Source organism: Streptomyces sp. NPDC004539, assembly GCF_040610055.1.
Classification (GTDB): domain Bacteria; phylum Actinomycetota; class Actinomycetes; order Streptomycetales; family Streptomycetaceae; genus Streptomyces.
In genome coordinates this window covers 138,164-156,501 of sequence record NZ_JBEXLS010000004.1, presented here as the reverse complement: position 1 = coordinate 156,501, position 18,338 = coordinate 138,164, and the positions used below count along the sequence as shown (strand labels likewise).

The window sequence follows — 18,338 nt, the reverse complement described above, 5'->3', positions numbered from 1 at the left end:
TTCGACCAGTGCCGCACCCGCACCATCGACAAACGAGGCAGCCCACCATGGTGACCCCATCGCGCATCACATTGGCCCGGCGGCGCCGGGGGCTGACTCTCGCGGAGCTGTCCGCACGCACCGGGCTCTCGTTGCAGAGCCTGTCGAACTACGAGACGGGCCGTACGTCTCCCCGCCCCCGTACGGTCGAGCGGATCGCCGGCGCGCTGGCGTTTCCCGAGCGGTTCTTCAGCGGCGCCGAGATCGACGAACTGCCCGCGGAGGGGATCTCGTGGCGGGCGCGGACCAAGACGCCGCCACGGGTACTGGACTCGGCGCGAGCGGCGGGCACGCTCGCCGCTCAGCTGTACGACTGGATCGACGAACGCTTCCGGCTCCCCGCACCTGACCTCCCCTCCCTCGGCAAGCCGGACCCGGAGACGGCCGCGGAGATGGTGCGCACCCGCTGGGACCTCGGCAACGCGTCGGCGCCGAACATGGTGCACCTGCTGGAAGCCCACGGCGTCAGGGTCTTCTCCCTGCCGCCGGACTCCCTTGAGGTGGACGCCTTCGCGGTGTGGCGGCGCAGCGTCCCGTTCGTCTTCCTGAACACGATGAAGACCGTGGAACGCGGCAGGTTCGACGCTGCCCACGAACTCGGTCACCTGGTGATGCACGCGGGCGGCGAGCGCGCGTGCGCCGGGCCGGAGGCCGAGCGCCAGGCCAACGACTTCGCCAGCGCCTTCCTGATGCCGGCCGCCGGTGTTCTGGGCCACATGCCGTCCGGGGCCAGGGTCGACCAGATCATCCAGGGCAAGCGGATCTGGAAGGTCTCCGCCATGGCGCTCACCTACCGCATGCACGACCTGGGTCTCCTCACCGACTGGCAGTACCGCTCCACCTGCGCGGACCTGAGCGCGCGCGGCTACCGAACCGACGAACCCCAGGGCCTGAAGGAACGGGAGACCTCGCAGATCCTGACCAAGGTCTTCCAGGCCCTGTGGTCCAAGGGGGTCCTCCTCGGTGACGTCGCCGATGAACTCGGCGTCACCGAGGACGAGTTGGGGCAGCTACTGTTCGGGATGGCGACGGTGGCCGTGGAGAGAGATGATGAGCGCGGCCATGACCGGCAACGCTCTGGGGGCTTGAGCCTGGTGCGCTGAAGCGCGGTCTTCGGTTACGGTCGGCTCCGCGCGTGGGCTACGTCCTGGACGAGGACCCCATGGTTTCCCGGTCAACGGCGAGCGTGGGTAGGGCGGTTGATGCGGAGGCGTCCGTCGAAGTCGGCTCCCTCGGGGGCGGTGCGCACATCGTCCTCGCGGTTACTGCTCCTGACGCGGGGTTCGCCGGCCGTGACTCTCAGCGCCGTCGGCGTACGAACACCCCATGAAAATCAGGGAAGTTCACTCCACGGCCCCTTCCCACACCACCCGTGAGTCCACCACCAGCCGCACTCCCCGCCGCCCGTCGGCCAGTACCTCGATGTCCGGGTCGGTGAGGCCGGTGAGGGAGTCGTGGAGGGCGGTGAGGAGGGTGGGGGCGAGGTGGTCGGGGATCAGCGCGTCGACCGGGCCGGTGAAGCGGACGGACGGCTGTGTCCCGAGGGTCGCGGCGGCCTCGCGCAGGAGGCGGGCCCGTAGCCCCGACGGCGGTTCGGCGGGCGGCTGTTGGAGCCGGAAGATGGCGGTACGGATCTGCTGGACCGTCGCCTCCAGCTCGGCCACGGCGGTGTCGATGGCGTCCCGGGCGCGGGCGTCTCCGGAAGGGGGCCACGCCGGGCCCTCGGCGGAATCCCGGACGGCGTCCTGAGCGCGACGGCTTCTGTCCCGCCCCTCTCCGGAGTCCTCGCGAGCCGAAATGCCCTCGTGCGTCCCGCAGTTACCGCCCCGGCCCGCACCCCCGCACCTCCCCCCAGCCGCCCTCCTCCCCGTCGCCTGAAGCATCATCCCCGTCGCGAACAGCCGCTGGATCACCAGGTCGTGGAGGTCCCGCGCGATCCGGTCCCGGTCCTCGTACACCGCGAGCCGCTCGCGCCGGTGCCGGGCGTCGGCGAGGAGGAGGGCGACCGCGGCCTGCGAGGTGAACTGGACGGCCAGCCGCTTCTCCGTCTCGGTGTACGGCCGTCCCCCGTGCCGGCGCGGCAGCGCGAGGGTGCCGATCAGACGCCCGTCGGCCTGGAGCGGCAGCATCATGCTGGGCCCGAACCGGTGCCGGACGTGCGTGGTCATCCGGGGGTCGGTCGCCGAGTCGTCGATGAACACCGGCTCACCGCCCAGGAGTTGGACGAGTAGGGCGCTCCCGGGCCGGATCGTCGTCCCGACGATGTCACCGGGGTCGTCGTACGTCGACGCCGCCACGATCTCCATCCCGCCCTCGGCGGTCGGCTGGAGGACGACGCCGGCGGCGGCGTCGGCGAGGAGGCGGGCGCGGTCGGCGACGGTCATCAAGGGGTCGGCGATGGTGGTCAGGGGGGTGCTGGTGGCGGAGGCCGGGGGGCCGGTGGGCGTGGGGGCGTCGGCAGTCGTCCGGGGTCTGGCTGACGTGTCTGGGCCGGTGGACGTATCGGGGTCGGCTGACGTGTCTGGGCCGGTGGACGTCTCTGGGTCGGCGGACGTATCGGGGTCGGCGGTCGTCTGAAGGCCGGCTGACGTCAGGGAGTTGGCGGTCGTCAGGGGGCCGGCGTTCATCTGGGGATCGCTCGAACTCCCGCTGCCCAGAAGAGCAGTGGTGACGGCGGCGGCGCCCTCGATCCACCGTTCGCGCTGCCGGGCGGCCTCGTAGAGGTGGGCGCTGGTGAGGGCGGCGCTCGCGCGGGCGGCGAGGACGTCGAGGGCGGGGGAGGGCCGGCCGCCGGCGAGATGCAGGCGGCCGTACCCCTCGACCGGGACGTGCAGCACCGGCGCGTCGCAGGGGCCGGTTTCCAGAACGGCGCTGCGAGAACCGGTCAGTTCGGCCGCCGCGTCCACGATGTGCCGTACGGTCGTGGCGAGTTCGAGGTCGGTGCCGATGGCCAGGAGGGCGTCGAGCCGCACCGGGTTCAGGCGCCCAGCGGGGCCAACTCCATGGGCTGGATGCGGCCTTCGAGCATCATGCCGAGCCCCTGGGCCGCGCAGATGTCGGGCCGGTCGGCGATGTGCACCGGCATGCCGGTGGCCTCGCGGAGCATCTGGTCGAAGCCGGGCAGCAGCGCCGAACCGCCGACCATCATGATGCCCCGGTCCGCGAGATCGGCGACCAGGTCGGGCGGGCAGTTGCGCAACACCCGCCCGATACCGTCGAGTACGGCCGTCAGCGGCGTCTCGATCGCGTCCCGGACGGCGGCCGTGTCCACCTGGACGCAGCGCGCGAGCCCCGTGGCGACGTCCCTGCCGTGGATCTCCGTGGACGAAGGGCCGTGCGGGGAGAGGCCGTTGCCGGACAGCGCGAGCTGCAACGGCCGCACCGACTGGCTCGGCAGGATCAACTCGTGCTGGTGGCGCAGGTGTTGGACGATCGCGTGGTCGACCGCCACGCCGCCGACCGGCACCCGCTCGGCCGTGACGATCGCGCCGAGGGAGAGCACCGCGACCTGGGTGGCGGCGGCCCCGCACACCATGATCATCGTGGCCTCGGGCCGCTCGACCGGCAGCCCGCAGCCGATCGCGGCGGCGGTCAGCGTGTCCACCAGCTCCACCCGCCGCGCCCCGAGCCCGACCAGCGTCTCGATCGTCGCGCGCTGCGCCAGCGGATCGGCGTCGTGCGGGGTGCAGGCGGCGGCGCGCAGGCGCGGCTTGTAGCGCAGCTGACGGCGGATCTTGTCCCCGAGGAGGTGGCGCAGCATCCGCTGGGCCATCTCGATGTCGACGACCGTCCCGCCCGACACCGGCCGCACCACGCGGATGTAGTCCGGCGTGCGCCCGGTCATCTTCTCGGCGAACTCGCCGACCGCGATCAGCGCGCCGGTCCGGGTGTTCACGGCGGCGGCCGACGGCTGGTCGACGACGAGCCCGGCCCCCTTCACGTACACCCGCGTCCTCGCCGCGCCCAGGTCGACGGCGAAGTGACAGCGGCGCAACTGCTCCAAGCTGGCGGTCATGGACAGGTCCTCCCGAGAGCACGACCGTGGGGCCGCCGGTCGGCGGCCTCCTTCGCATCGTGCGGGCGCGCGAGAGGGGGCGCCTGCTGGGATGGGCCGGGCAGGGAGCGGCCGAATGGATGATTTGCGGTGAATTGCCGGAAGTATGGAACACCTAAAGGTCGTACGGGTCACCCTTAAGGGGCCGCCCGAATCCCTTAGGGGTTCCCCAGAGCGCGCGCCGCCTCCAGCACGGGTGCCAGCGAACGCACCACCACCTCGCCCCCCGCCTCCCGCAACCCCTGCTCCACCGTCCGGTTGCGCGCAAGCCCGATGAAGGGCAGCCCCGCCCGCTGCGCCGCCGTCAGCTCCGCGACCGTGGAGCCGAGGAACACGGCAGGCCCGGCGTCCTCGCCGAGCGCCCGCCGGATGGCGTCGGGGTCGGGCATCAGGGTCGCCGGGTCGTCCGCCCGCCCGTACACGCCGGCCAGCGGCAGCCGGTACGGCGCCACGTACCGCCGCACCGCCTCCGCGCAGCAATCGGTTACTACCGAAACCCGTCGACCCGCCGCGTGCAGCGTCCTGATCAGCGCCACCGCGTTGTGCGTCGTCGGCGCGTCCGGTACGGCGGCCAGCTCCAGCTCGTCGAGTCGCGACCGCAGCAGCGGCCCGAGGGGGTCGCGGGCGAAGGCGCGCAGCACGTCCAGCGGGTGGACGACGGTGTCCCGGGCCTGCGCCGTCCCGAACGGCCGCCCGGCCAGGGCCTCTTCGGGGTCCCGGTGCTCCGCCGCGACCGCCAGCAGGGCGAGCGCCGCCGCACGGGCCTGCGCGGCGGGGAACAGCCGGGTGACCGGGCCGTCGAAGCCGAGCAGCACCGTCGGCGCCGCGAGGAGCGCCGTCAGCCCGGGCGCCGCCTGTTGTGCAACCGCTTGCTGCGAGTACGGCACTATCCGCACCTCGCAGCGCACCTGGAGCCCCGGCACCGGCCACGCCCTCAGCTCCTTCCCCAGAGCCCGCTCGGCACCCTGGGGACGGTTGTGCGAGTGGTGGCGGGTGATCCCGGGCGCCTTGTCGGTGACGTACGCGAACAGCGCGTCCGCGACCCGGGGGACCTCCGCGCGGACGAACGCCACCGGGTCCGTCACCCGCCAGGTCAACTGAGCGGACGCCGCGAACCTGACCTTGCCCGAACTGGGCAGGCGCAGCTCCCGCGTTGTGGTCTGCGGGGTGAGGTCCACCTCGTAGTACGTCGCCCGGCCCGGCCGCCGACCCCCGTACGGCTGGGCCGGGTTGAGGAGGGTGAGGGGCGCGTCCGGGAGGATGTGGACGACGGCGGTCCGCCCGGGCGCCGGGCCGTGCAGCTCGTGCAGGTCCCGGGTGAGGTACGGGCCCTTCACCAGGTCCCGCTCGTCGTCCTCGGGCCTGGGCGCCGGCAGCGGGCAACACCAGGCCGTCGGCGGGGAGTTGAGGTCTTCTCCGTACAGGGGCCGGAAGCGGTGGGGGCCGAAGGCGGCCGAGCTCTCGATGAACGACTCGTACAGGGCGGGCTCGACGGTGACGGTCACCTGGGCGGGCGACTGCGGGGGAGCGGGGGTATCGCCGAAGGTGACGTGGAGCCGGGGCGCGTCCGGGAGGGCCGCGAGGGGGCCGGGGAGCCAGCGGACGGCCGCCGCGAGGAGCGGGACGAGATAGGTGTCCGGCGAGATGTCGACGCGGTAGCCCTGCGGGAGGACACGGGTCTCGTACTGGACGGGGGTGAGCCCGCCCCGGGAGAGGACCTCGTCGACCGCGTACTCCAGAGTGATGCGGGATTCGGGGGTGAGCGGGGTCAGGAACTCGAAGCGCAGCGGCTGCGGGGTGCGGATCTCGGCGTCCGGGAGGTGCAGGACGAAACCGTCGGTGACCTCGGCGACGGAGCTGGGACCGAGGTGGCCGACGACCAGCTCGGCGACCAACTCCCGGATACGGCCCGGGGATTGATTCCACTCCGGCTGCACGCGCATCAGTTCGTCGTACGTCACCCGGCGGCCCCGGTGGTGCATCAGCTTGACCAGCACGGACATCGACTCGGGGGAGTGGACGAGCCGGGAGGTGGAGCCCCGTGTGACCAGTATCGGTGAGGTCATCTGGATCTGGAGCCGGTCGGACGTGCGGGCGCGTGCGAGCAACTCGGCCGTCTGCTGCGGATATCGGTCTCGGAACTCGTGCACCTCCGGCGAGCGGTTCGCCAACTCCTCGGTGAGCCGGTGGAATTCGACGACGTCCCCGGACGCCCCCTTGCCCAGCGACTCCCGCCCCAGCGCGAACCGGCTGACGAGTACGGTGCCGTCCGGACGCAGCAACAGGCCGTCGCCGCCGTCCTGTCCACGCACCAGACCAGCCGCGTGCAGGGCGTCGAGCCCCTTGCCGACATCGAGCACGAGCGCGGCGTACACCGAGAGGGACACGCCGGGCCCGCTTCCCAGCACCAGCTCCGGCAGCGTCACCCCCTCCACGAACTCCCCGACCAGATAGGGAGTCTGCCCCTCCACGCCGTGGTCCAGCACCCGCACCACATGCGGACTGCGCACCCCGGCCAGGGCTCGCGCCTCCTGCGCGAACCGCCCCAGACGCCCCGGCTGTTCGGGATACAGATGGACGACGACCCGCTCCCCGGTCCGGGTGTCCACCGCCTCCCGCACCCGCTGCCCCGGCCCGCGCCGCCCCAGCACCCGGTACCGCCCGCCGAGCAGCGAGGTCTCCGCCGCCCCTCCGAGCCGGTCGACGGTCTCCCCCCGGACGGTCGCGAACGCCTCCCCGTCTCCCTCCCCGCTCCCACCGCGCGCCCGGAACGCCCCAGGAGCGAACCCGGCCCGCTCGTCGATCAACTCCCCGATCTCCGCGAGGAATTCACTCGTACGCCCGCGCACGGTCCGGGGCAGCGTCCGTTGCAGCAACTCCCGCACCCCCGGCCGGAACGCGTACGACCCGGCCGGCCCTTCCACGGTCGTGAGCATCCCGCTGAGGATCACCTCGGCCAGATGCTGGGGCCGAGGCTCCTCCTGCACGGCGTGCTGCACGAGCCGCATCACCGGCACCGAGGGCGCGGCCAGCGACAGATGGCCGGCCAGCCGGAACGCCTCGGGCGACGCGGTCGACTCGAACCGCAGGACGATCTCACGAGCCGTCAGCTCCCTTATGTCCGCGGCCTCTTCCGGAACGTTCGGCGCGGCCGTCAGCCAGGCCGCCGCACCGGGGACGCGTGCGCCTCCCGGATCGGTCAGCAGGGCCGCCCAGTTGGCGAGCCACGGCGCGCTCGGCTCCAGAACGGCCAACGGCACGGCGTCGAAAGAGGGTTGGGCGAGATCAGGGTCGTACGGAGTGAAGGTGAGGGACGCGGCCGGGGCCGCGAAGGCCGGGGAGGTGAAGACGCCCGGCTCGGCGGGGAGGGCGGTCGGCGGCCAGAGGTGTTCGGGGAGGGGCTGGACGACGGCCAGGGGGACGTGGGCCGACCAGCGGCGCAGGGTGCGGTACCAGCGCTCGCCGTCCGGGCCGGGGCGCCACTGCGGGCCCATGCAGTCGCTGAGGACGAGGATCGCGGTGCGGCCGTCGGCCGGGGCGGTGACGCCTCGCGCGTGCCCGTCGGGCGTGAGGGAGTGCAGGGAGACCGTGCGGAAGATGCCCGACTGGGCGAGGGCAGTGTGCAACTCCCTTACCAGCGGCTGCCATACGGGCATCGTCGGACCCGTGTCGTGCACCACGCACAGGCGCAGCCAGCGGTCCCGGGCCGGGCGCAGCACCGGGAGCCAGACCGCCGGGTCGCCGCCGTGGCGGGCGATGCGGTCGACGGTCGCGGCCTCGTCCAGGAGCTCCGCGCGGGGTGCCGGCACCGTGCGTTTGAGAGGGCGCAGGGCGCGCTGGAGGGTGAGCGGGTGGGGGAGCATCGGCGGGACCGGGATACGAAGTGGCCTGCCGCCGACGGGAGTTCTGGTCTCCGTGGGGGAGGGGGTGGGGAGGTGGAGGGGGACGCGGGGCGGGGCGGGTGCCGGAGGGAGGGTGACGGCCGGGTCGGACCGGTCGGGCCAAGGGGCGGTCGGGCTCGGGGGCGCGTCCGGGGTGGTGGCCGGGTCCGGGGCCGCGGTCTGGGGGCGTGCCGAGGCATCGTCCAACTGCCCCGCCAGCCACAGCACTTCGGCCAGCTCGCGGGGTGTCGGTCCGTCCGTTCCCTCGGTGGCGGCGCCCAGCAGGGCGGCCAGCCGCGCGAGGGGGGCCTCAGAGTCCATCCGCGTCCGCCACCGCGTCGAGGTAGGGCATGAGCCGCTCCGCGAGTTCACCCCGGGAGGCCGCGTCCAGTCCCGTGACCCCGGTCAGATAAAGGGCGTTGAGGAGCTGGTCGGTCGCCAGGTCGCCGTTCGCGGCGCGTTCCAGGAAGCGGTCGATCAGCGGATCGGCCTCGGCGGCCGGGGTGTCGAGGTGGGCGTGGACGATCTCGGCGAGCTGCGCCCGGTCGGGACGCCGCAACCGCAGCCGCACACAGCGGCGCAGGAACGCGGGCGGGAACTCGCGTTCACCGTTGCTGGTGAGGACCACGAACGGGAACGCGCGGCAGCGGACCCGGCCCCGGGCGATCTCCACCGGCGACTCGGAACCGTCCGCGAGGACTCGCACTGTCGGGCCCTCGTCCGCCGACTGGCGTGCGGCGCGCAGGAGTTCGGGGATGTCGTACTGGCCCTCCTCCAGGACGTTCAGCAGGTCGTTCGGCAGGTCCAGGTCGCTCTTGTCGAGTTCGTCGACCAGCAGGACGCGCGGCAGCTGGTAGGGCAACAGGGCGGTGCCCAGGGGGCCGAGGCGCAGATGGTCCTCGACACCGTCGTACGCGTCGTCCTTGCGGGCCGCGTACAGGCGGGAGAGCGGGTCGTAGCGGTAGAGGCCGTCCGTGAGCGTGCTGCGGCTGGTGATGTTCCAGCGGAGTACCGGGCCGAGCCCCAACTCCCTTGCCACCGCGTACGCGAGGGACGACTTGCCGGTGCCGGGCGGGCCGGTCACCAGGAGCGGGCGGCGCAGGATCAGCGCGGCGTTGACGAGTTCGACGCTCTCCGGGGTGGCGACGTAGGTGCGGGCGCGGTGCACGCGGTCCGGGGAGACGGCCGACTCGTCGTCCGCGTCGTGCGGCGCGGGCACGACGGGGGCGCCGTCGAACGCGCGCCAGGGCGGCGGGTCGGGCAACTTCCCGATACCGGCGTGGGGTTCGTTCGAGCCGGTGTAAACAGACCAGTGAGGCATACGAGTTGGGCTCTTCTCGGGTGTCGGGTCGGTCAGGCCACCGGCGAGTGGCTGTGGGTCGTGGGCAGGTCGGTGAACAGCCGCGGGTCGTCCCACAGGAGCTGGATGCCGCGTGCCCAGTGCTCCTCCTCGGCCGCCGCCTCCTCGCGCAACTCCATGATCTGGCGCGGCAGTTCGGCGGGCGGCACACCGGCCACCCGGGAGTCGAGCTGGTCCAGGAAGGTCTTCCCCGAGCAGCCGGCGCCGCCCGCGCACTCCTCCCCGGGGCCGCTGTCGCAGCCGTCGCGGGACCAGACGACGATCGGGGCGGGCGCGGTGAGCGTCACGTCGAAGTGCGCGCGGGCGCGGGGCGCGGCCGGGGCGGTGGAGAAGCCCGCGAGGCAGGCGTCCGGTTTCCGCAGCCTCATCCTCAACTTCCCCGGCTCCTCGGCGTTTCCGCACTCGACGCGGTGCACCGGCGAGCCCGCCGCGCCGTCCAGCCGACGGCTCCACGTCCGGGCCAGGACATGGCGTGTGCTGTTTCTGCGGCGCGCGTGGTCGGTGACGACCAGCGGGAACGAACAGCCCAGCGGTGTCTCGTCGTCGGGGCCGCTCGGCCACCGATCCACCGGCAGGTCGAGCCAGTTGCGGGGCAGCGCGAACGCGATCAGCTCGTCCGCGCCCGGCGTCAGGAACGGGAACGCGGCCTCGATCTGCCGCTGCACGTACTCGGGCAGGCCGTCCCTCGACACCGTGTCCGAGCCGATCTGATGCCGCCGCCCGCCGCTGTACGCCGACACCTCGACCCGTACCCGGTCGTCCCCGGCGCCGCTGTGGTGCAGATCGACGAGGATCGGTGACCACTCGGGCGGGGCCTCGGCGGAGGCGGCGGGCCGGGCGGGTGTGACAGGCGGGGCGGGCGTGCCGGGTGAGGTGGGTGGGACCGATGTGACCGGTGTGACGTGCGTGGCGGACGAGGGGTGGGTGCCGGGTGCGGCCCGCCCGCCGGAGGTGTCCTGCCGGGCGGCGGTCAGCAGCGCCTCCAGCCGCTCCGCGAACCGGGCCACCGTTCCCGCCGCCTCCTCGCCCTCCAGCTCCGACAGCACGAACAGCGCCGCCGACCGTAACGAGTCGAAACCGTTTTCTGGCGGTCTCGGGTCGAACGCGTCGCGCACGGCGTTGTAGAGCTGCGTCGGCTCGCAGGCCGTCCCCGCCGCCTCGGCCCGCTCCACCAGCCGGTACAGCCGGGCCCGGTCGGCCGGGCGGTGATCGGCGACCGGGATCAGGCCGTCGAGGTCGCGCCAGTACCGCTTCATCACGTCCGTCGGCATCATCCGCCCGTTGAACACCCCGCTCGCCCCGGCGGCGGCCGTGACCATCCCGACGACCTCGCCCGTGTCGGCGAGCACGACCGCGGCCCCGCTGAAACCCGGCGCGAGCGGCTGTCCGCCCTGCTGCCAGGACTCCACCTGGTTCCACTCGTCGCTGATCAACTGGGGTGCGGTGATCCGGTACTCGGCGATCGTGCCCTCGTCGAAACCGGTCGGGTAGCCGTAGACGATGAGCTTCTTGGGACCGCCGTCCGCCGCCCTGCCGTGCGCCGCGCCCGGCGGGGCGAGCGCGGCCGGGGCGATGGGGGCATCCCCGGGAGGGACCGGGACGTCCCTCTCAAGTCGTAGTACGGCGAGATCCCCGCGGTCGTGCCCGGCCCGCGCGCTCCAGCCGCCGTGGGCCAGAAGTCGTACGGGTACGGGGTCGGTGCCGGGGCGCTCGGTGAACGAGACCGTGAGCCCCTCCGCCCTGCCGTCCAGGACGTGGGCGCAGGTCACGACGGTGTCAGGGGTGACGAGGAAACCGGCGCCCAGGACCTCTCCGTACGCCTCGATCCGGGCGTGCCATGCGGCGCTTCTCATCGGCGACGTTCACTCTGCCGGGGTGTCGGGGGTGGAGGGGGTGGCGGAGGTAGGCGGGTTCTCGCGGGTGGCCGGGGTGGCGGGGGCCGCTGGATTGCCGGGGGCTGCGGGGTTGTCGGAGGGTGACGACCCCCACGTCAGTTTCACCACCAGATGGCCCTCGCTGGTGCCCTTGGCGATGATCGCGCCCGCCTCCGCGGAGAGCTTGACGCCGAACTCGATCTCCACGGCGTCCGGTTTCAGCGCGCCGTCGCGGAACACCCGCAGCGCCGACTGCGCGGCCGTCCGTACGCCGTCCAGCGCGGCCTCGAACGTCCTCGCCGCCTGCACGCTGCCGTCCCGCGACGCCAGCCGCGACCCGGCCCGCGCGTCGACGGACTCGACGGCGACGACCGCGCCGTCCTCCGTCTTGAACTCCACGAGACTTTCCACGGCGCCCCCGTCCGACGTGCCTTAGTGCACTCCCATTGTTACGTACGGTACTTGAGGTTGTCGCCCGTCTTCCGTGTTCCTCTTGTGAACACCGGCGGCCCGAACAGGCCCGATCTCACGTTCGGATCACCCCCAGCTCGGCCAAGTCCTGCGGCCTGATCCGGAGTTGATCAGCGGTCGCCTCCACCTCCGCCGACGGCCGTTTGAGGATGGCGGCGGCCAACTCCGGTGCGATGACGGAGAAGTAGCTGTCCGGTGTCGCCCACGTCCGCCCCGGCGCCGCCAGCGCGAGCGCCCCGCCGGAGCCGCCCTCCCCGATGACGAGCGTCGTGATCGGCGTCCGCGCCTCGGCGACGGCCCCGAACAGCTCGGCGATCGCCGCCCCCGCGCCCTGCCGTTCGGCCTCCGCGTCGTTCGCCGCACCCGGCGTGTCCACCAGCGTCAGCACCGGGACACCCAGCCGGTCCGCCAGCCTGATCAGCCGTACGGCGGTCCGGTACCCGGCGGGCCGGGTCGCCGCGCCCGTCTGCGCCGCGAAGGCGACAACCTGGCCGTCCGCCCGCACCCCGAACCCGCAGACGATGCCCTCGGCGTCGGTGCCGCCGCAGCGGTCACCGCTGATCTCGGCGCGGTGGGTGAAGTAGGCGTCCAAGTAGGCGCGGGCGCGCGGATGTTGAGGTGAGCGGGCGCGGCGGACCGCGTCCCAGCCGGTAGCCGGGAGGTCCGTGGCACCGAGCGGGGTGGGGACAGGGGCGGGGCGGGGCGGGACCGGCGGGGGCGTGACGTCGGCCGGCGGCTGCTCGCCCCCGCCGGTCGGCCGCACCTCGCCGCTCGCCGGTGTGCCCAACAGGCGCAGCCACAGCCCCAGCGTCTCCCGCAGCTCCTCCGGCCGTACGACGGCGTCGGCGGCACCCGCCGCGACCTGGGCCTCCGCCGTGTACGCGGCCGGGTCGGCGTCCGGGGGCCGAACTCGGGAGCCCGCGAAGCCCACTTGGGCGCCCGGCAGCGCGAGGATCACGTCCGCGCCCGCACCGAGGGTTGCCCAGCCGCCGCCCGTGGTGGGGTCGCGCAGGACCGCGATCTGCGGGAGACCGGCGGCCCGGGTGAGCGCCGACTCGCGTGCCACGCGCTGGAGTTGGGTGAGGGCGAGCATGCCCTCCTGCATACGGCTGCCGCCGGTGGCGACGAGGGGCACGACCGGGAGGCGGTGGGCGCGGGCGTGCCGGTAGGCGGACTCCAGCCGGTCGCCGGTGCGTTCGCCGAGGGAGCCGCCGAGGAAGCCGAACTCGAAGGCGATCAGGACGACTTGGGTGCCATCGACGTCGGCGGTGCCGCACACCACGGACTCGCTCTCGCCGGTGCGCTCGGCGGCGCGGGCGAGCGAGGCGTCGTACCCCTGCCAGCCGAGCGGGCCGTCGGGGGCCGACTCCTTGGCCGGGTGGGGGAGTTCGGTGAACGTGTCGGTGACGAGGGCGATGATCTCGCGGGCGGAGGCGCGGGTCACGAGGCCAGGGCCCGCTTCATGATCTTGCCCATGTCGTTGCGGGGGAGGGCGTCGAGGTAGTGGACGACGCGGGGGCGTTTGTGCGGGGCCAGCCTGGACGCGACGTGGTCGGCCAACTCGTCGGCGGTCGGGCGGTGTTCACTGTCGCTCGGCACGATCCACGCCACGATCCGCTCACCGAGGTCCGCGTCCGGCTCCCCGGTCACGGCCGCCTCCCGCACCCCGGGGTGTTCGAGGAGGGCGTTCTCGATCTCGCCGGCCCCGATCTTGTAACCCCCGCTCTTGATCAGGTCGGTGGCCTTGCGGCCGACGATCCGGACATAGCCGTCGGGGTCGCGCACCGCCATGTCGCCGGTGCGGAACCAGCCGTCGGTGGTGAAGGCGGCGGCGGTCGCGTCGGGGCGGTTCAGGTACTCGGTGAACAGGTTGGCACCGCGCACCTGGATCTCGCCGACGCTCTGCGCGTCGTACGTCTCGATGGTCTGTCCGTCCTCCTCGACCAGCCTCAACTCCACGCCGGGCAGGGGGAGTCCGACGGTTCCGGCGCGGGCCTCGCCGTCCGCGCGGACGCTCGTGTTCATCAGGGTCTCCGTCATGCCGTACCGCTCGACGACCCGGCGACCGGTGGCCGCCGCGATCCGCTCGTGGTCGTGCACGGGCAGCGCCGCCGAACCGCTCACCAGGAGCCGGGCGTTCGTGAGGGCCTTCACCAACTCCGGTTCGTCGGCCAGGGATTCGGCGATGCGGTGGTACATCGTCGGGACCCCGAACAGCATCGTCGAACCGGAGTTCAGCTCCTTCGCGACGCTCTCGGTGGAGAAGCGGCCCAGGTGGCGGACGCTGCCGCCGCGCCGCAGCGGGCCGAGGATGCCGAGGACGAGGCCGTGCACGTGGAACAGGGGCAGGCCGTGCACCAGGGCGTCGTCCTCGGTCCACTGCCAGGCGTCGGCGAGCGCGTCCAGGGTGTGGGTGATCGCCCGGCGGGGCAGGACCGCGCCCTTGGGCGGGCCCGTCGTGCCGGACGTGTAGACCACGAGGGCGGGGGAGTTGGGACGGAAACCGTCGGCGGGGAGCGTGCCGGTGGCTTGGACGTCCACCTCGACGCGCTCGAACTCCCGCAGCGCCTCGGGGAGTTCGGCGCCCGGCGCGGTCAGCAGCAGAGAAGGGGCGCTGTCGGACAGGATGTGCCGCAGCTCCTTGTCGCCCGACTTCGGGTTCAGCGGCACGGCGGTGCCGCCCGAGAGCAGCACCCCGACGACCGCCACGGCGGTCTCCAGCTCCGGCGTCGCCCACACCGCGACCCGGCGGCCCCACGCCAGCCGCTGCGCGACGGCCCCGGCCGCCGCCGCGAGCTGCGCGTACGTCAGGGAGCGTGGGCCGAAGGCGAGGGCCGGCCGGTCGGTCGGATCGTCGGTGAGGGCGGGGAAGAGAGGGGACACGGGTCGTACTCCTTAACTGTGCGGCGTTCGCTGTTCGCCGTTCGGCCGAGATCGAGGAGGCGGCCGGGTACTACGGGTACTACGGGTAGGACTGGCCGCGGGTATGACGGGTATCACGGGTCACCCGAAGCCCGGCACGACCATCACCAGCCACGCCACCGCGGGCACCACCGCCACCACGATCCCTCCGTAGATCATCAACTGCCGGAAGAAACGCTCACGGTCGACGTCCGGTGCCGCGGCCAGCACCAGCGCGCCGTTCGTCGAGAACGGGCTGACGTCCACCACCGTCGCCGACACCGCCAGCGCGCACACCATCCCGACCGCCCCGATCTCGCCCTGCGCGAGGAACGGCACGGCGAGCGGGATCAGCGCGCCCATGATGCCGACCGACGAGGCGAACGCGGAGACCAGCGCGCCGATGTAGCAGAGCAGCACCGCCGCGAGCAGCGGCACCCCGATACCGCCCACACCCTCACCGGCCCACTTGATCGTGCCCATCTGGTCCAGGACACCGACGTACGTCAGCACACCGCAGATCAGCAGCACCGTCGACCAGGCGATCTCCCCGACCGCCTTACGGCTGTCCGCCGGCCACGCGGTGCTCAGCACTACGGCCAGCGTGATCGCCGTGAGCCCGGCGTCCAGGTCGAGCAGGAGGACGGCCAGGACCAGCGCGACCAGCGAGACGAGCGTGGCGATCCGGGCCGGGGTGAGCCGGACGGCCCCCGGGCCGCCGGAGACGTCCGGGACCCGGGAGGTGTCCGCCCCGACGGTCCGGGGAACGACTTCGGTGGGGGCCTTCCCACCCTTAGGGGCCGACCCCCCACTACCCGTAGTACCTGAGGGCGAGGACGAGCCCGCGGACGGCGTGGTCGCGGACGGTGCCGTACCCGTACTACCCGCAGCCCCCGTAGTACCCGCACCCCCCTCCAGCACCACCCCCTGCCGCCACAGCTTCCGCCCTCCGCACGCGAAGAACACGACCCCCGCGATGACGATGTTGGCGAAGAGCGAGGCGAGGAAGAGGGCGATCTCGTTGCCGGGGAGCTTCTCGCGTTCGACGATGCCGTTGACGATCGTCCCGTAGATGCTGATCGGCGAGAAGCCGCCGCCCTGTGCGCCGTGTACGACCATCGCGCCCATCAGCAGCGGGCTGATCCCGTACTGCGCAGCGAAACTCAGGGCGACCGGCGCGACGATCGCGACCGCCGCCGGGCTGACCGCGCCGATGCCGGTGAGGATGCCGGTCAGCGCGAACATCACCCACGGGATGAGCGCGACGCGCCCCCGCACGAGCCGGATCGCGGCGTGCACCAGCCAGTCGGTGGTGCCGTTGGCGCGGGCGATCGCGAAGAGGTAGGTCACGCCGACGAGGACGACGAACAGGTCTCCGGGGAAACCGGCGAAGATGCCGTCCGCGTCGAGGTCGGCGACGAGTTCGCCGACGCCGAAGGCCGCGGCGAACGCCAGCGCGCCCATGTTGACGGAACGGGTGGTGGCGATGACGAACACGACCACCAGGACGAGGATCGAGATGAGTTCGGGGGACATACGGGCTCCCGTCGTTGGGTCCCGGAGCGACAAGGTGGGGGAGTGCGGGGAGGGTGGGTGGTGTGGGGGGATCGGGAAGTGGGGGGTGGTGCCGGGGGCTGGGCAGCCGAGTGGCTGAGTGGTTCAGTGGATGAGTGGCTGAGCCACTTTGGTGAGTGGTCGAGTGGCTGAGCCACTTTTTCGCGTCGGCTGATTAGATTGCGCGGCTCGGCGGCCGTCAAGAGGGTGCGCAAGAATTGGCTCAGCCACTCGACCACTCAGCCACTCGTCCACCGAGCCATTTGTCCCGGCCCGCCCGGTGCTAGGCTCCCGCCCGAGAGGGGGACCCGTGAACGACGCCCTGCGGCCGATGATGAAACAACGCCTGTACGAGCAGGTGCTCGACCGGTTGCGGCAGTACGTGATCGACGGCGGACTGCGCGCCGGGGACCGGTTGCCGCCCGAACGGGACCTCGCCCAGCGACTCGGTGTCAGCCGGGCCTCCGTGAAGCAGGCGATCGTGGTCCTGGAGGTGCAGGGCCTCGTCGAGGCGCGGCACGGCGGCGGGACGTACCTCGTGCGGGACAGCCTCGACGCGGAGCCGGTGGACCGGATGGTCGAGCGGCGCCGGCGGCTGCCGGACGTGCTGGAGGCGCGCGAGGCGCTGGAGACGAAGCTTGCCGAACTCGCCGCCGAGCGGCGGACGGAGGAGGATCTCGCCGCGATGCGGGCCGCGCTCGCGCACATGGCCGAGGAGATCGAGTCCGGCGCCCACGGCATCGAGGGTGACCGGCTCTTCCACTCCGCCGTGACCGAGGCGGCGCACAGCGCGCTGCTCGCGGAGTTCATGCGGTCCATCGCCGAGCAGATCGCCGAGAGCCGGACGGAGTCCCTGCGGCAGCCGGGGCGGCCGAACCGGTCGTGGGCGCAGCATCAGGCCATTTTCGACGCGATCGCCGCCGGGAACGCGCGGCGGGCGGCGACCGCGATGCGGACGCATGTCCGGACGGTGGCGAAGGTGCGGCTGCTGGACTGGGAGCCCGCCGAGGCCGAAGAGGACCGCTGAGCACGGGAGCGCTCCCGGGCGGTTCGCCGGACTCGGCCTACGGCGCCGTCTCCACGAGGTCCGCGACCACGCAGCTCACGTTGTCCTCGCCGCCCGCCCTGTTCGCCGCGTCGATCAGTGCGCGGGTGGCGTCGTCCGGGGTCGTGGCCGTGGTGAGGACGTGCTGGATCTCCTCCTCGGGTACCACCCGGGTGAGACCGTCGGAGCAGAGCAGGTAGCGGTCGCCGGGCCGGGCCTCGTGGAGGCGGAGGTCGGGGGTACCCGTAGTACTTCCGGTGGTGCCGTCGAGGGACTTCAGCAGGAGCAGCCGGTCCGGGTGCGAGGCCGCCTCCTCCTCCGTGAGACGTCCCTCGTCCAGGAGGGACTGGACGACGCTGTGGTCATGGGTGATACGGAAGAGACCCGTACCCCTCAGGAGGTACGCCCGCGAGTCCCCGATGTGGACCAGCGCGAGCCGGCTGCCGGTCCACAGCAGGGCGGTCAGCGTCGTACCGCTGCCCTCACCGCCCGCACTGCCCTCGGCGGCACTCCGCACGGCCTCGGCCGCACCGGTGACGGCATCCTCCAGGAGCCCCAGCACACCGCCCGCCGGGAGGTGCCCGGTGTCCAGGGCCCGCAGGACGTCCACGGCGGCGCCGCTGACCACCTCACCCGCCTCGCCATAGCCGTCGGCGACGGCGAGCAGCCGGTGGTCGGCGTAGGCGGTGTCCTGGTTGGCGGGGCGTACGAGGCCGCGGTCGGAGCGGGCGCGGTAACGGAGTTCGAGCATGGCGGAGTCCTTCCGGGTGGTGGAGGCCGGCGGGGTGGAGAGCTGGTCGACGAGGAACGCCGCGAGATCACGGCGTACGGCCGTCTCGGCCTCGACGCGGGACCAGTAGGCGTGGATCTCGCGGGCGATGTCCGGCGGCGGGAGATCGCGGAGGGCGCGGATCTGGGGGAGGGGCATGCCGAGGCGGCGTAGCCAGGCGATCAGGCGGGCCTGTTCGAGTTGTTCGGGGGCGTAGTGGCGGTAGCCGGTGTCGGGGTCGACCCTTACGGGGCGCAGGAGGTCCAGTTCGTCGTAGAGGCGGAGGGCTTTCGGGGAGAGGCGGGAGGCTCGGGCGAAGGCGCCGATCGTCAGTAGAGGCGTCAGGGGCATCAGGGGGTCCTCAGGGGTGGCTCCCAGGGGGTGGGCGGC

At 73.0% G+C, this 18,338-nt stretch carries 12 protein-coding genes; 2 read left to right on the top strand and 10 right to left on the bottom strand.

Annotated elements, in window-relative coordinates; translation table 11 throughout:
* The first annotated feature begins 47 nt into the window (after positions 1 to 47).
* Complete coding sequence (locus tag ABZX85_RS10170) at positions 48 to 1,142, top strand: ImmA/IrrE family metallo-endopeptidase (RefSeq protein WP_355864494.1); 1,095 nt, start codon at positions 48 to 50, stop codon at positions 1,140 to 1,142.
* A 240-nt stretch (positions 1,143 to 1,382) separates the two neighbouring features.
* Here the strand turns inward: ABZX85_RS10170 and ABZX85_RS10165 are convergent, their stop codons facing one another.
* From ABZX85_RS10165 to ABZX85_RS10125, 9 genes are all read right to left on the bottom strand, one after another.
* Positions 1,383 to 3,011, bottom strand: coding sequence for a GAF domain-containing protein (locus tag ABZX85_RS10165; protein WP_355864491.1), 1,629 nt, complete (start codon positions 3,009 to 3,011; stop codon positions 1,383 to 1,385).
* Positions 3,012 to 3,016: 5 nt separating this feature from the next.
* On the bottom strand, positions 3,017 to 4,054 hold the full coding sequence (locus ABZX85_RS10160; protein ID WP_355864488.1) for a rod shape-determining protein: 1,038 nt from the start codon (positions 4,052 to 4,054) through the stop codon (positions 3,017 to 3,019).
* A gap of 197 nt (positions 4,055 to 4,251) precedes the next feature.
* Entirely contained in the window at positions 4,252 to 8,295 is a 4,044-nt protein-coding gene (locus ABZX85_RS10155; RefSeq protein ID WP_355864485.1) for an SAV_2336 N-terminal domain-related protein, read from the bottom strand.
* The gene (locus ABZX85_RS10150; protein WP_355864482.1) at positions 8,285 to 9,295 is read right to left on the bottom strand and encodes a MoxR family ATPase; all 1,011 of its coding nucleotides are present in this window, start codon (positions 9,293 to 9,295) and stop codon (positions 8,285 to 8,287) included. The genes ABZX85_RS10155 and ABZX85_RS10150 overlap by 11 nt, the downstream gene beginning before the upstream one ends.
* Before the next feature lie 32 nt (positions 9,296 to 9,327).
* Complete coding sequence (locus ABZX85_RS10145; RefSeq protein WP_355864479.1) at positions 9,328 to 11,187, bottom strand: trypsin-like peptidase domain-containing protein; 1,860 nt, start codon at positions 11,185 to 11,187, stop codon at positions 9,328 to 9,330.
* A 9-nt stretch (positions 11,188 to 11,196) separates the two neighbouring features.
* Entirely contained in the window at positions 11,197 to 11,619 is a 423-nt protein-coding gene (locus ABZX85_RS10140) for a CU044_2847 family protein (RefSeq protein ID WP_355864476.1), read from the bottom strand.
* Positions 11,620 to 11,734: 115 nt separating this feature from the next.
* Complete coding sequence (locus tag ABZX85_RS10135) at positions 11,735 to 13,123, bottom strand: carboxyl transferase domain-containing protein (RefSeq protein WP_355864473.1); 1,389 nt, start codon at positions 13,121 to 13,123, stop codon at positions 11,735 to 11,737.
* Entirely contained in the window at positions 13,120 to 14,562 is a 1,443-nt protein-coding gene (locus tag ABZX85_RS10130; RefSeq protein ID WP_355864470.1) for an acyl-CoA synthetase, read from the bottom strand. The genes ABZX85_RS10135 and ABZX85_RS10130 overlap by 4 nt, the downstream gene beginning before the upstream one ends.
* A 120-nt stretch (positions 14,563 to 14,682) precedes the next feature.
* Positions 14,683 to 16,116, bottom strand: a complete 1,434-nt coding sequence (locus tag ABZX85_RS10125; protein WP_355864467.1) for an SLC13 family permease — start codon at positions 16,114 to 16,116, stop codon at positions 14,683 to 14,685.
* A gap of 328 nt (positions 16,117 to 16,444) precedes the next feature.
* Here ABZX85_RS10125 and ABZX85_RS10120 point away from each other — a divergent pair, with 328 nt between their 5' ends.
* Positions 16,445 to 17,161, top strand: coding sequence for a FadR/GntR family transcriptional regulator (locus tag ABZX85_RS10120; protein WP_355864464.1), 717 nt, complete (start codon positions 16,445 to 16,447; stop codon positions 17,159 to 17,161).
* Positions 17,162 to 17,198: 37 nt separating this feature from the next.
* Here ABZX85_RS10120 and ABZX85_RS10115 read toward each other — a convergent pair whose 3' ends face one another.
* Positions 17,199 to 18,299: a MerR family transcriptional regulator gene (locus tag ABZX85_RS10115; RefSeq protein ID WP_355864461.1), complete on the bottom strand. Its 1,101-nt coding sequence runs from the start codon at positions 18,297 to 18,299 to the stop codon at positions 17,199 to 17,201.
* Positions 18,300 to 18,338: the final 39 nt, after the last annotated feature.

What these genes read in the sequence shown, in the direction of transcription:
- ABZX85_RS10170 (WP_355864494.1), top strand. Translation starts at nt 48, where the DNA reads ATGGTGACCCCATCGCGCATCACATTGGCCCGGCGGCGCCGGGGGCTG.
- ABZX85_RS10145 (WP_355864479.1), bottom strand. Translation starts at nt 11,187, where the DNA reads ATGAGAAGCGCCGCATGGCACGCCCGGATCGAGGCGTACGGAGAGGTC.
- ABZX85_RS10115 (WP_355864461.1), bottom strand. Translation starts at nt 18,299, where the DNA reads ATGCCCCTGACGCCTCTACTGACGATCGGCGCCTTCGCCCGAGCCTCC.
- ABZX85_RS10125 (WP_355864467.1), bottom strand. Translation starts at nt 16,116, where the DNA reads ATGTCCCCCGAACTCATCTCGATCCTCGTCCTGGTGGTCGTGTTCGTC.
- ABZX85_RS10160 (WP_355864488.1), bottom strand. Translation starts at nt 4,054, where the DNA reads ATGACCGCCAGCTTGGAGCAGTTGCGCCGCTGTCACTTCGCCGTCGAC.
- ABZX85_RS10150 (WP_355864482.1), bottom strand. Translation starts at nt 9,295, where the DNA reads ATGCCTCACTGGTCTGTTTACACCGGCTCGAACGAACCCCACGCCGGT.
- ABZX85_RS10155 (WP_355864485.1), bottom strand. Translation starts at nt 8,295, where the DNA reads ATGGACTCTGAGGCCCCCCTCGCGCGGCTGGCCGCCCTGCTGGGCGCC.